At 67.3% G+C, this 12,198-nt stretch carries 12 protein-coding genes; 5 read left to right on the top strand and 7 right to left on the bottom strand.

Annotated features, from left to right (window positions below; all coding sequences use genetic code 11):
• Positions 1 to 78: 78 nt before the first annotated feature.
• The 3 genes from HV783_RS24535 to cysS are packed head-to-tail and all read right to left on the bottom strand — an operon-like array spanning position 79 to position 3,200.
• Positions 79 to 1,044: an acetyl-CoA carboxylase carboxyltransferase subunit alpha gene (locus tag HV783_RS24535; protein WP_024069860.1), complete on the bottom strand. Its 966-nt coding sequence runs from the start codon at positions 1,042 to 1,044 to the stop codon at positions 79 to 81.
• A 36-nt stretch (positions 1,045 to 1,080) separates the two neighbouring features.
• Positions 1,081 to 1,725, bottom strand: a complete 645-nt coding sequence (locus tag HV783_RS24530; RefSeq protein ID WP_054503300.1) for a DNA-3-methyladenine glycosylase family protein — start codon at positions 1,723 to 1,725, stop codon at positions 1,081 to 1,083.
• A 20-nt stretch (positions 1,726 to 1,745) separates the two neighbouring features.
• Positions 1,746 to 3,200 carry a cysteine--tRNA ligase gene (gene cysS / locus HV783_RS24525; protein WP_116791916.1) on the bottom strand — a complete coding sequence of 485 codons (1,455 nt, stop codon included), beginning with the start codon at positions 3,198 to 3,200 and terminating at the stop codon, positions 1,746 to 1,748.
• 286 nt (positions 3,201 to 3,486) lie between these two features.
• Here cysS and HV783_RS24520 point away from each other — a divergent pair, with 286 nt between their 5' ends.
• The 3 genes from HV783_RS24520 (at position 3,487) to HV783_RS24510 (ending at position 5,577) form a co-directional block, all read left to right on the top strand.
• Complete coding sequence (locus HV783_RS24520) at positions 3,487 to 4,170, top strand: tetratricopeptide repeat protein (RefSeq protein WP_054503100.1); 684 nt, start codon at positions 3,487 to 3,489, stop codon at positions 4,168 to 4,170.
• A gap of 131 nt (positions 4,171 to 4,301) precedes the next feature.
• Positions 4,302 to 4,811 carry a peptidylprolyl isomerase gene (locus tag HV783_RS24515; protein ID WP_026382011.1) on the top strand — a complete coding sequence of 170 codons (510 nt, stop codon included), beginning with the start codon at positions 4,302 to 4,304 and terminating at the stop codon, positions 4,809 to 4,811.
• A complete protein-coding gene (locus HV783_RS24510) occupies positions 4,804 to 5,577 on the top strand; it encodes a UDP-2,3-diacylglucosamine diphosphatase (RefSeq protein ID WP_175190046.1) in 774 nt (257 codons plus the stop codon). Before HV783_RS24515 ends, HV783_RS24510 begins: the two co-directional genes overlap by 8 nt.
• A gap of 90 nt (positions 5,578 to 5,667) precedes the next feature.
• Here the strand turns inward: HV783_RS24510 and HV783_RS24505 are convergent, their stop codons facing one another.
• The 3 genes from HV783_RS24505 to HV783_RS24495 all read right to left on the bottom strand — a co-directional run bounded on the left by HV783_RS24505 (position 5,668) and on the right by HV783_RS24495 (position 9,119).
• On the bottom strand, positions 5,668 to 6,531 hold the full coding sequence (locus HV783_RS24505) for an undecaprenyl-diphosphate phosphatase (RefSeq protein WP_054503102.1): 864 nt from the start codon (positions 6,529 to 6,531) through the stop codon (positions 5,668 to 5,670).
• A 25-nt stretch (positions 6,532 to 6,556) separates the two neighbouring features.
• Complete coding sequence (locus HV783_RS24500) at positions 6,557 to 8,140, bottom strand: TerC family protein (protein ID WP_054503103.1); 1,584 nt, start codon at positions 8,138 to 8,140, stop codon at positions 6,557 to 6,559.
• A gap of 193 nt (positions 8,141 to 8,333) precedes the next feature.
• Entirely contained in the window at positions 8,334 to 9,119 is a 786-nt protein-coding gene (locus HV783_RS24495; protein ID WP_049072914.1) for an inositol monophosphatase family protein, read from the bottom strand.
• 119 nt (positions 9,120 to 9,238) lie between these two features.
• Here HV783_RS24495 and HV783_RS24490 point away from each other — a divergent pair, with 119 nt between their 5' ends.
• Entirely contained in the window at positions 9,239 to 10,030 is a 792-nt protein-coding gene (locus HV783_RS24490; RefSeq protein ID WP_144654703.1) for an RNA methyltransferase, read from the top strand.
• A gap of 69 nt (positions 10,031 to 10,099) precedes the next feature.
• On the opposite strand, the gene HV783_RS24485 is transcribed toward HV783_RS24490, so the two are convergent.
• Positions 10,100 to 11,089 (bottom strand): Bug family tripartite tricarboxylate transporter substrate binding protein, encoded by a 990-nt coding sequence (locus tag HV783_RS24485; RefSeq protein WP_049072912.1) that lies wholly within the window; start codon positions 11,087 to 11,089, stop codon positions 10,100 to 10,102.
• A 161-nt stretch (positions 11,090 to 11,250) separates the two neighbouring features.
• Between HV783_RS24485 and HV783_RS24480 the strand changes: the two genes are divergently transcribed.
• Positions 11,251 to 12,012: an IclR family transcriptional regulator gene (locus HV783_RS24480; protein WP_054503105.1), complete on the top strand. Its 762-nt coding sequence runs from the start codon at positions 11,251 to 11,253 to the stop codon at positions 12,010 to 12,012.
• Positions 12,013 to 12,198 lie beyond the last annotated feature (186 nt).

Here is a 12,198-nt window from a genome sequence, read left to right as displayed (position 1 = left end):
GCGGGGCGGGAAGTCATGGCGGCGGGCGCGGGCCGGAAGCGGCCGCGGCGCCGGCCAAGGCCGGCGCGCGCGCTTCGCTCAGGCGCGCACTTCCTGGAAGGCGCCGTAGGACAGCAGGCGTTGCACCCGCTGTTCCACCAGTTGCTCGGGCGTCATGCCCTGCAACTGGCGCAGGGCGTCGCCGAGCGCGCGGCGCAGCAGGCGCGCCATGACGCGCGGGTCGCGGTGCGCGCCGCCCACGGGTTCGTTGATGACGCGGTCGACCAGGCCCAGGTCCTTCAGGCGCGGGGCGATGATGGCGAGCGCCTCGGCGGCCTCGGGCGCCTTGTCGGCGCTGCGCCACAGGATCGAGGCGCAGCCTTCGGGCGAAATCACCGCGTAGGTCGCGTACTGCAGCATCAGCACGGCGTTGCCCACGGCGATCGCCAGCGCGCCGCCCGAGCCGCCTTCGCCGATGATGGTGACGATCACGGGCACCTTCAGTTCGGCCATGGCGTACAGGTTGTGGCCGATGGCTTCGGACTGGCCGCGTTCCTCGGCGCCGATGCCGGGATAGGCGCCCGGGGTGTCGACGAAGGTGAACACGGGAATGCCGAACTTCTCGGCCAGGCGCATCAGGCGCAGGGCCTTGCGGTAGCCTTCCGGACGCGGCATGCCGAAGTTGCGCGCGGCGCGTTCCTTGGTGTCGCGGCCCTTCTGGTGGCCGATCACCATGCAGGGCGTGCCGTTGAAGCGCGCCAGGCCGCCCACGATGGACTGGTCGTCGGCGTACATGCGGTCGCCGTGCAGTTCGTGGAAGTCGGTGAAGATCTCGCGCACGTAGTCCAGCGTGTAGGGACGCTGGGGGTGGCGGGCGACCAGCGCCGTCTGCCAAGGCGTGAGCTTGGCGTAGATCTCCTTGGCCAGCGACTGGCTCTTCTGCTGCAGACGTCCGATCTCGTCGGAGATGTCCACCGCCGAATCGGCCTGCACATAGCGCAGCTGCTCGATCTTGTTCTCAAGCTCGGCGAGCGGCTGTTCAAATTCCAGAAATGTATTGCGCATGTAGTGTGGTTCCGTAGATGGGCGACCTGGATTGCGTCAGTATTGGACCGGCGTCGGTTCCAGACTGCGCCACAGATACCAGGTTGCCACGGTACGCCAGGGTTGCCACGCCAGCGAGACTTCACGAGCCTCGAAGCGCGAGACAGGCTCGCCGCTGAAATAGTGTAGCGAGATTGCCTTGAGCAACCCAGGATCATCCAGCGGCAGGACATCGGGCCGCTGCAGATTGAAAATCAAAAACATCTCCGCCGTCCAGCGTCCGATGCCGCGGATGGCGGTCAATTCCGAAATGACGGCCTCGTCGTCCATGGCCGCCCATTTCTCGGGGTGCACCCGGCGTTCGCCGAAATGCACCGCCAGATCCAGCACGTACTCGGCCTTGCGCTGCGACAGGCCGGCCGCGCGCAGGCCTTCCAGGCCCACGCGCAACACCGCCACCGGCGTGGGACGCTTGCCTGCGGCTTCCAGGAACTTGTCCCAGACGGCGTCGGCCGCCTTGGCAGAGACCTGCTGCCCGATGATGGCCCGGGCCAGCGTCACGAACGGCGTGCCGCGCGACGTCAGCCAGACCTCGGGGTGCTGGGGAATGATCTTTTTCAGGATGCGGTCGCGCCGCATCAGGTGGGCGACGGCGGCTTCCCAATAATCCGGCTTGGGAATCTCGGTATCTGCGATGGACATGGCGGGCGTATCCAGGGGGTTCACGCCCGACGCCACTGCGTCAGGCCGCCCGGCTTGTCATCGAGCTCGATGCCGGCTTCGCGCAACTCGGCGCGGATGCGGTCGGCCTGGGCGAAGTCGCGCGCGGCCTTGGCGGCGGCGCGGGCGTCGATCAGGGCCTGGATGGCGGCGGCGTCGAGTTCGGCGCGCGCGCCCTGCTCCATGCCGGCGGCCGAATAGCGGGTGGACGACTGGAAATACGTCGCCGGGTCCTGTTGCAGCAGGCCCAGCAGGCCACCCAGGGCCTTGAGCTGGCCGGCGCTGCGCGCGCTCTTGCCGCGGTTGGCCTCGGAGGCCAGCTCGAACAGGGCCGCGACCGCGCCCGAACTGTTGAAATCGTCGTCCATGGCGGCCTTGAAGGCCTGCGCCTGCGGCTCGTTCCAGTCGATGCCCTGGTCGTCCGCCGGCACGTTCTGCAGCGCCTGGTACAGGCGGTCGAGCGCGTTCTGGGCGTCGACCAGGTTGTCCGGCGTGTAGTTCTGCGGGCTGCGGTAGTGGTTGCGCACGATGAAGAAGCGCACCATTTCCGCTTCACGCGGGTTGACGCGGTAGTCGGCCGTGTCGGCGGCCGGCTCGCCCTGGGCGATGGTCTGGCGGATGGTGCGGAAGTTGCCGAGCGACTTGGACATCTTGTCCGAATCGACCATCAGCGGGCCGCAGTGCATCCAGATGTTGGCCAGCGTGCCGCCGAAGGCGCCCTCGGTCTGGGCGATCTCGTTCTCGTGGTGCGGGAATTTCAGGTCGGGGCCGCCGCCATGGATGTCCAGCGGCAGGCCGAGCAGCGACTTGCTCATGGCCGAGCACTCGATGTGCCAGCCCGGCCGGCCCAGGCCATAGGGCGATTCCCACTTGGTGTCGGCCGGTTCTTCTTCCTTGGCGGACTTCCACAGCACGAAGTCGAGCGGGTCGCGCTTGGCCGAGCCCACCGCCACGCGCTCGCCGGCCCGCAGGTCGTCCAGGGTCTTGCCGGACAGCTTGCCGTAGCCCTCGAAACCGCGCACGGCGTAGTTCACGTCGCCGTCATCGGCCTGGTAGGCCAGGCCCTTCTGTTCGAGCTTGCCGATGATGTCCAGCATCTCGCCCACGTACTGGGTGGCGCGCGGCTCGCGGTCGGGCGAAGCCACGCCCAGCGCGCGCTCGTCGGCGTGCATGGCGTCGATGTAGAACTCGGTGACCTCGCCGATGCGGCGACCGGTCTCGACCGCGCGGCGGATGATCTTGTCGTCGATGTCGGTGATGTTGCGCACGTAGTCGACCGCCAGGCCGCTGGCGCGCAGCCAGCGCTGCACCACGTCGAAGGACACCAGCATGCGGGCGTGGCCCAGGTGGCAGAAGTCGTACACGGTCATGCCACACACGTACATGCGCACCTGGCCGGCCTGGGCCGGTTTGAACGGTTCTTTGGTACGCGATAACGTGTTGTAGATTTGCAGCATGGCGCTTGTGATGGTCCTGTTCTTTCCGTGGCGGCCGCGGAAATCGTTGCGCCCGAAGGACGATACCTTCGAGGCTTGGCGTCCGGCCGGGTGGTTCGGGCGATGCCCGGGTTCGCGTCATCCAGTCTGCGTGCCCACCGGCTTCACCTACCGGCCTTACCCACCGAATTCACCCATTGTCGAGCCAAAAACCCAACCGAGGCTAAAATGGCGGTCGTCAAGTATAGCAAGCGGCCCGGCCGCGCGCGTCAGCGCCGGCCGGCCACGACTTTTAACGGATGCCCACGTGACTATCAAGCCGCGTTTTTGCGTCACCCTGCTCGCCCTGGCCCTGGCCGGCTCGCCGCTGGCCGGCGCCCATGCCCAATCCATGGCCGGCGGATCGGGCGAGAACCCGAATGCCAATCGCACCACCCTGGACCCGATTCCGCCCGAGGGCGGCTGGGACGGCCTGTCCAACGTGCTCAAGTCGATGCAGCCCAGCGTGGACACCCGGCTGCAGCCGTCCGCCTCGCAGATCACCACCCACATCGAACGCCTGCTGAACCGCGGCGACAACGCCGAAGCGCTGGCGATGATCGAAAAGCGCGAGGCCGAGATCAAGGACCAGCGCGGCACCGACGTGCAACTGATGTTCCAGCATGCGCGCGCCCTGGCCGCGCTCGACCGCAAGGCCGAGGCCATCGACATCTACACCGAGATGACGACCCGCTTTCCCGAGCTGCCGGAACCCTGGAACAACCTGGCGGCTCTATATGCCAGCCGGGGCGAACTTGAAAAAGCGCAGGACGCCCTGCAAATGGCCCTGCGCGCCGACCCGGGCTACGCCGCCGCGCGCGCCAACCTGGGCGACCTGCAACTGCTGCAGGCCCTGCGCACCTACAAGCAGGCCGCCAAGGAAGGCGTGCCCGGCATGCAGGACAAGGCCCGCGAAGTCGAAACCATGCTGAAGGATAAGCAACGCAAATGACGTCCCGTTACTCCCCTCTTCACCTGCTGCGCCTGACGGCGTGCTCGTTCGCGCTGGCATTTGCCCCGGCGCTCGTCAGCGCCGCGCCCGCGGCCGCCCCCTCCAACTCCACCTCTGAAGGCACAAAAGCCATGAGCACCAATCCCCGCGTCAAGCTTCACACCAACCAAGGCGACATGGTCATCACCCTGGACGCCGCCAAGGCGCCCAAGACCGTCGAGAACTTCCTGACCTACGTCAAGGAAGGCTTTTACAACGGCACGGTGTTCCATCGCGTGATCGATGGCTTCATGATCCAGGGCGGCGGCTTCGAGCCCGGCATGAAGCAGAAGCAGACCCACGCCCCGATCGAGAACGAGGCCAACAACGGCCTGAAGAACGACAAGTACACCCTGGCGATGGCCCGCACCAGCGACCCGCACTCGGCCACCGCGCAGTTCTTCATCAACGTCTCGAACAACGACTTCCTGAACTTCACCGCGCCCACGCCCAACGGTTGGGGCTACGCCGTGTTCGGCAGCGTCACCGAAGGCACCGACGTGGTCGACAAGATCAAGGGCGTGAAGACCGGCAACAAGGGCTTCCACCAGAACGTGCCGAACGAAGACGTGATCATCGAGAAGGCCGAAGTTCTTGAATAAGATCGCCCTGTCCGGCCCGGTCTGGCTGGCCTCCGACCTGCACCTGGGGCCGGCCACGCCGGCCACGGCGGAGGCCTTCCTGGCCTTCCTGCTGGCGGCCGAGGAAGAAGCCGCCGCCCTGCTGCTGCCGGGCGACATCTTCGACGCCTGGATCGGCGACGACGTGATCCGCGCCGCGCCGCCGTGGCTCGCCACGGCGCTGACGGCGCTGCGCGCCACGGCCGGCCGGATTCCGGTGTGGCTCGGCCGCGGCAACCGCGACTTCCTGATCGGCGAGGAACTGGCCGCCGCGGTGGGCGCCAAGCTGCTGCCCGAGCCGGCGCTGCTGCAGACCGACTACGGCGACATCCTGCTGACCCACGGCGACGAGTTCTGTACCGACGACGCGGCCTACCAGCAGTTCCGCCAGATGGTGCGCAACCCGCGGTGGCAGGCTGAATTCCTGGCCAAGACCATCCCCGAGCGCCTGGCGATGGCGCAGCAGGCGCGTGGCGAAAGCCAGATGGCCAACCAGGGCAAGTCCATGGAGATCATGGACGTCAACGCCGGGGCCGTGGCGCAGGCCTTCCGCGACCATGGCGTCAAGCTGATGGTGCACGGCCACACGCACCGCCCCGCCCGCCACGTGCTGGAGGTCGACGGCGTCAAGCGCGAGCGCTGGGTGCTGCCGGACTGGGACTGCGACCACGTCTCGCCGCCGCGCGGCGGCTGGTTGGTCATCGACGGCGACGGCCTGCAGTTCTACGACCTGGAAACGGCCGAATAGGCGGCGCGCCCGTCCTGTCCGCCCGAAAGCAAAGGGCCGCGTCATGCGCGGCCCTTTCTTTTTGCCCGTCGCGTTGGCGCGGCGCGGATCTCAGCGGGTGAAGATCCAGGCCGCCACGATGGCGCCGAACACGATCCGGTACCAGGCGAACACGCGATAGGTGTGGTTGGCCACGAAGCGCAGCACCGCCCGCACCACCACGATGGCGCTCAGGAAGGCCGCCACGAAGCCCACGGCGATGCCGGACAGGTCGTGCTGCGTCAGCAGGTCCATGTTCTTGTACATGTCGTACACGGCCGCGCCCAGCATGGTCGGCATGGCCAGGAAGAACGAGAACTCGGTGGCCGTCTTGCGCTGGATGCCGGCGATCATGCCGCCGATGATGGTGGCGCCGGAACGCGAGGTGCCGGGAATCATGGCCAGGCATTGCGCCACGCCCACGCCCAGCGCCTGCTTCCAGGTGATCTGTTCCAGGGTATGGGCGGTGGCGCGCTCATCCGAGGCGGTATCGTCGGCCGCGCCCGGCGCGTCGCCGGGGGTGTGGCGGGTGCGGCGTTCCACGTACAGCATGATCAGGCCGCCCAGCACCAACGTCACCACCACCACGCCGGGGTGGTAGAACACCTGCTTGATGGACTTGATGAAGATGGCGCCGATGACCGCCGCCGGCAGGAAGGCGATCAGCAGGTTGCGGGTGAACGCCACCTCGCTCGCCACGCCGGTGAGGGTGCCGCGGATCAACCGCAGCAGCCGCGCGCGGAAAATCCACATCACCGCCAGGATCGAGCCCAGTTGGATCACCACCTCGAACACCTTGCCCTGGCTGGATTCGAAGTTGAGCCAGTCGCCGATCAGGATCAGGTGGCCGGTGCTGGACACCGGGATGAACTCGGTCAGCCCCTCGACGATGCCGAGGATGAAGGCCTTGATGAGATAGAGCGTGGTATCAGTCACGGTGGCAAGGGTTCCTTGAAGGCATCTAGTCGTTGGTCAGCGCGGCGTCTTCGTCCAGCGGCTCGGGGGAGCGTTTCTCGACGCGCACCAGGGCAATGCGGCGGCCGTCCATTTCCAGCACCTCGAAGCGGAAATGGTCGTGGTGGAATTCGTATTCGCAGACGTCGCCCGGCTTGGGCAGGTGGCCAAAGCGCGACAGCAGGTAGCCGGCCAGGGTCGAGAAGTCTTGCGCCTCATCGACCAGGCCTTCGGTTTCGAGCACCTGCTCGACGTGGTGCAGGTCGGCCGCGCCGTCGATCTTCCAGGTGTTGGGACCGTCGGCGACGATGTCGGGCAGTTCGTCCTCGTCGGGGAATTCGCCGGCGATGGCCTCGAACACGTCGATCGGCGTCACCAGGCCCTCGATGGCGCCGAACTCGTCGGCCACCAGCACCAGTTGGCCGCGCGAGCGCTTGAGGGTGTCCATCAGGCGCAGGATGCCGATGGCCTCGTGCACGATGATCGGGTCGCGCAGGCGGTTGCGGCGCACCCGGCCCTCGGTGATCAGGTCGGCCACCAGGTCCTTGGCGCGGGCGATGCCCAGCACCTCGTCGAGCGAGCCGCGGCAGACCGGGAAGAAACTGTGCGGCGCCTCGGTGATCTGGCGGCGGATGGTGTCGGGGTCGTCGTCGATGTTGATCCACGACACGTCGGTGCGCGGCGTCATGATCGAGCGGATCGAGCGCTCGGCCAGCGTCAGCACGCCGCTGACCATGTTGCGCTCCTCGACGCCGAAGGCCGGGATGGCGGGACCGTCGGCGCTGGGCAGGTCGGGCTCGTCGGCCGGCGGGCGCTTGCCCAGCATGCGCAGCACCGCCGAGGCGGTGCGTTCGCGCATGGGCCGGCGCGCGTCCAGCTTGAGCAGGTTGCGGCGCGCCACCTGGTTCAGGGCCTCGATCGCCACCGAGAAGCCAATGGCGGCGTACAGGTAGCCCTTGGGCACCTTGAAGCCGAAGGCCTCGGCCAGCAGCGAGAAGCCGATCATGAGCAGGAAGCCCAGGCACAGCACCACCACCGTCGGATGCGCGTTGACGAAGCGCGTCAGCGGCTTGGAGGCCAGCAGCATGATGCCGATGGCGATGACCACGGCGATCATCATGATGGCCAGGTGGTCCACCATGCCGACCGCGGTGATGACCGAGTCCAGCGAGAACACCGCGTCCAGCACCACGATCTGCGTCACGATGACCCAGAAGCTGGCGTACACGCGCGGCCCCGAGGAGCCGCCATGCTGCCCGCCTTCGAGCCGCTCGTGCAGCTCCATGGTGCCCTTGAACAGCAGGAAGAAGCCGCCGGCCATGAGGATCAGGTCGCGCCCCGAGGGTGACAGCGGTCCGATCGAAAACAGGGGGGTGGTCAGGGTGACCAGCCACGACATGACCGACAGCAGGCCAAGCCGCATGACGAGCGCCAGGCTCAGGCCAAGGATGCGCGCGCGGTCGCGTTGCGACGGCGGCAGCTTGTCCGCCAGGATGGCGATGAAAATCAGGTTATCGATTCCCAGGACGATCTCAAGGACGACCAGGGTAAGCAAGCCGACCCACGCAGCGGGGTCCAGCAGCCACTCCATCAGGAGCTCCAGAAGTTACACGACCGGTAATCGTACCCGGAAAACGCGTGACACGCCGGTGACAGGGGTCGCGCGGATGGCTTACGGAACTGTGCCGAGGCGTGCGCCGCGCGGGGATGCGCAACGGCGCGCGCGACAAAAAAGCCGGCCACATGGGCCGGCTTCGGGAATGCGTCGGGACGCGCCCGCGGCGTCAGGCCGCCGGCGTCGGGTTCAGCGCCGACAGCATCTGCGTGAAGATCTTCGGGCTGGCGGCCAGCACGTTGCCGGAATCCATCCAGCCCTGCTCGCCGTCGAAATCGGCGACCAGGCCGCCGGCTTCCAGCACCATCAGGCTGCCGGCCGCCAGGTCCCAGGGCTTCAGGCCCACGCCGCAGAAGCCGTCCAGGCGGCCGCAGGCGACATAGGCCAGGTCCAGCACGGTGGCGCCCAGGCGGCGCACGCCGGTGCTGCCTTCGGCCATGGCGCGGAAACGCTGCGAGCCTTGTTCCAGGTCGCCCGAGTTGGGCCAGTGCGCGCCCAGCAGGGCCTCGTGGTAGCGGGTGCGGCCCGAGACGCGCACGCGGCGGTCGTTCAGGAAGGTGCCGCTGCCACGGCTGGCGGTGAACAGTTCATTGCGCGAGGGATCATAGATGACCGCCTGCGTGACCTGACCGCGCTGGGTCAGCGCGATCGACACGGCGTAATTGGGCAGGCCGTGGATGAAGTTCGTGGTGCCGTCCAGCGGATCGATGATCCACTGGAATTCGGCCTGGTCGGGGCCCTGCAAGCCGAATTCCTCGCCCAGGACGGCATGGTCCGGATAGGCGGCGCGCAGCGTCTCGACGATGGACTCCTCGGCGGCGCGATCGACTTCCGTGACATAATCGCGCGGCCCCTTGCGAGCCACGCTGAGTCGTTCCAAATCCATGCTGGCACGGTTGATGATGGTGCCGGCACGCCGGGCCGCCTTGATGGCGATGTTGAGCATCGGGTGCATAAAATTCCGTACGTATGCGGTGGGTAGGCCGCTAGCCACCCCCCCGGATCCGCCGCCCCCGACAGGGGGAAACCGGCTCAAAAAACCAGGAAGGCACTAAGCCAAACGTGCCATTTTAAATGACTCAAGCATTTTCACGCGTTCGCTTCATCATGGTGAACCCCAGCCACCCCGGAAACGTCGGTTCGGCGGCCCGCGCGATCAAGACCATGGGCTTCTCCGAACTGGTACTGGTGGGCCCCAAATTCGCCGATGTCACCAGCCAGCCGGAGGCCGTGGCCCTGGCCAGCGGCGCCCTGGACGTGCTGGAAAACGCGCGCATCTACGATACCCTGGAAGAGGCGCTGGCGCCCGTGACCCTGGCGTTCGCCCTGACCGCCCGGGTGCGTGACCTCGGCCCCCCGCCCTGCGACATCCGCCAGGCCGCCGACCTGGCCTGCGCCCACCTGGCCGAAACCGCCGAGGGCTGCACCGCCGTCGTGCTGGGCACCGAGCGCGCCGGTCTCACCAATGACCAGATCGGACTGTGCCACCGCATCTGCCATATTCCGGCCAATCCCGAGTACAGCTCGCTGAACGTCGCCCAGGCGCTGCAACTGGCGGCCTGGGAGCTGCGCTACGCGCTGCTGGTGGACCAGGGCGCCCCGTTGCTGCCGGCCTCGACCGCGCAGGCGCCCTCGCGCGGCGCCGAGCCGGCCTCGGGCGAGGCGGTGCAGGCCTTCCTGGCGCACTGGGAAGAGGCGCTGGTGGGCGTGCGGTTCCTGGACCCGGCCCATCCCAAGAAGCTGCTGCCGCGCATGCGGCACCTTTTTTCTCGCGTCGCCCTGACCCGCGACGAGGTGGACATGATGCGCGGGGTCTGCACCGCCATGCTGGCCACGGCCCGCCGCGACGGCGACGCAAAAAAATAGGGACGGGCATCGGCCCGTCCCCTGTCATCGGCCGCCGGCGGTTGACCCGCCGCGGCACGAAGCGCGCGATCAGTCGACCTTGGCGCCCGACGCCTTGACCACCGGCGCCCAGCCTTCCACTTCCGACTTGATGAACTGGCCGAACTCGGCCGGCGTGGTCTTGACGCCCACGGCGCCCAGCTTTTCGAAAGCCAGTTGCACGTCGGGCTTGTCCAGCGCCTTGACCATGGCGGCGTTGAGCTTGTTGACCACCTCGGGCGGCGTGCCGGCCGGCGCGATCAGGCCGAACCACGACGACACGTCGAAGTTGGCGAAGCCCGCTTCCTTCATGGTGGGCAGGTCCGGCGCGCTCTTGGAACGCTCGGCGGTGGTCACCGCCAGGGCGCGCAGCTTGCCCGACTGGGCGTGCGGCCAGGCCGACGGCATGTTGTCGAACATGAACTGCACCTGGCCGCCGATCAGGTCGGTGATGGCCGGCGCGCTGCCCTTGTAGGGCACGTGCAGCACGTCGATGCCGGCCTGCATCTTGAACAGCTCGCCTGCCATGTGGATCGAGGTGCCGCTGCCCGACGAGGCGAACGCCAGCTTGCCCGGGTTCTTCTTGGCGTAATCGACCAGTTCCTGCACCGTCTTGACCGGCACCTGCGGGTTGACCACCAGGATGTTCGGCACCTTGGCGCCCAGCGCCACGGGAGTGAAGTCCTTCGTCAGGTCGAACGTGACGTTCTTGTACAGCGTCTGGTTGATGGCGCTGGTGACGGCCACGAACAGCAGCGTGTAGCCGTCAGGCGCGGCGCGTTGCACCTGGTCGGTGGCGATGTTGCTGCCGGCGCCCGGCTTGTTCTCGACCACGAACGACTGGCCCAGGCTCTCGGTGAGTTCCTTGGCCATGATGCGGGCGATCACATCGGTGGTGCCGCCGGCGGAGAAGCCGACCACGATGCGGACAGGTTTATCGGGATAGGCGGCCTGGGCGGAACCCATGGCGAAAGCGCTTGCGGCGGTAGCCAGTAGCGTGGCGGCAAGACGCCGCAGTCCAGGCTTTTGACCGGTCATCATATAGTCTCCGTGCTGATACTGTCCATTAAATGGACGATTTGAATTATTGGATGCTGCATTCTGATCTATACACGAGCGGAGCATCAAGGTAGAGTCCACGGTACGGACTATGGTTTTCCCTTGACCAAGACGCAATAACCCCCAAGTTTTCAGAGAGTTGCATGCAAGACAGCGATGCCGCGGCCGCAGGCCCACGCACATTGCGGCGCGGGCTGGCCGTTCTGGCCGCCCTGCGGGACCAGGGGCCTGATGGCCTCAGCGTGACCGATATTGCCCGCCTGACGGGCATTCAGCGCCCCACCATCTACCGGCTGCTGGCCGCCCTGCTCGACGCGGGCCTGGTGCTGCCGGTGACGGGCACCAAGAAATACCGCGCCCAGTTGGCGGTGGACCCCGACACCCGTTCGCGCGATCCGCGCGTGCGCCAGTTGCTGCCGGTGCTGCGGCGCCTGGCCGACCGCACCGGCGACGCGGTGTTCCTGGTGGTGCGCGACGAGGACGATTCCATCAGCCTGCATCGCGAGATCGGCAGTTACCCGGTGCAGATCCTCGCGACCTACGCCGGCAAGCGCCAGCCGCTCGGCGTGGGCTCGGGCGGCATGGCGCTGCTGGCGGCGCTGTCCGACGACGTCGCCCGCGGCATCGTCGAGCGCAACTCCAGCCGGCTCGACGAATACGGCGGCATGACGCCGCAGGAAATGTTCCGACTGATCGAGAACACCCGCGCGCGCGGCTATTCGGTGGTGGGCAACCACGCCGTGCGCGGCGCGCTGGGCGTGGGCTGCGCCCTGCTCGACAACCATGGCGCGCCGCTGCTTGCGGTCAGCGTGACGGCCATCATCGACCGCATGCCGGCCCAGCGCCAGCGCGAGATCGCCGGCTGGATCAAGGCCGAACTGGCGCGCCTCGCGGTCCAGGCCTGAGCCCGGCACGCGGCCCGCGCCGCGCCATGAAAAAGGGCGTCCCGCCATCGGCCGGGACGCCCTTTTCATTGGCGGTGACCCGTCCTGAATTTGGTTGACACCTTTTTGAGAGAAAAAAGGAGAGTCAATTGGAATCAAGGATCAAGCGAACCCAGCGGGATTACAGCCTGGCTTTTAAACTGTCGG

The organism is Achromobacter dolens (genome assembly GCF_902859745.1).
GTDB lineage: Bacteria > Pseudomonadota > Gammaproteobacteria > Burkholderiales > Burkholderiaceae_B > Achromobacter > Achromobacter dolens.
This window is presented reverse-complemented; position numbering and strand designations above follow the sequence as displayed.

What these genes read in the sequence shown, in the direction of transcription:
- HV783_RS24535 (WP_024069860.1), bottom strand. Translation starts at nt 1,044, where the DNA reads ATGCGCAATACATTTCTGGAATTTGAACAGCCGCTCGCCGAGCTTGAG.
- HV783_RS24530 (WP_054503300.1), bottom strand. Translation starts at nt 1,725, where the DNA reads ATGTCCATCGCAGATACCGAGATTCCCAAGCCGGATTATTGGGAAGCC.
- cysS (WP_116791916.1), bottom strand. Translation starts at nt 3,200, where the DNA reads ATGCTGCAAATCTACAACACGTTATCGCGTACCAAAGAACCGTTCAAA.
- HV783_RS24515 (WP_026382011.1), top strand. Translation starts at nt 4,302, where the DNA reads ATGAGCACCAATCCCCGCGTCAAGCTTCACACCAACCAAGGCGACATG.
- HV783_RS24500 (WP_054503103.1), bottom strand. Translation starts at nt 8,140, where the DNA reads ATGGAGTGGCTGCTGGACCCCGCTGCGTGGGTCGGCTTGCTTACCCTG.
- HV783_RS24495 (WP_049072914.1), bottom strand. Translation starts at nt 9,119, where the DNA reads ATGCACCCGATGCTCAACATCGCCATCAAGGCGGCCCGGCGTGCCGGC.
- HV783_RS24490 (WP_144654703.1), top strand. Translation starts at nt 9,239, where the DNA reads ATGACTCAAGCATTTTCACGCGTTCGCTTCATCATGGTGAACCCCAGC.
- HV783_RS24485 (WP_049072912.1), bottom strand. Translation starts at nt 11,089, where the DNA reads ATGATGACCGGTCAAAAGCCTGGACTGCGGCGTCTTGCCGCCACGCTA.
- HV783_RS24480 (WP_054503105.1), top strand. Translation starts at nt 11,251, where the DNA reads ATGCAAGACAGCGATGCCGCGGCCGCAGGCCCACGCACATTGCGGCGC.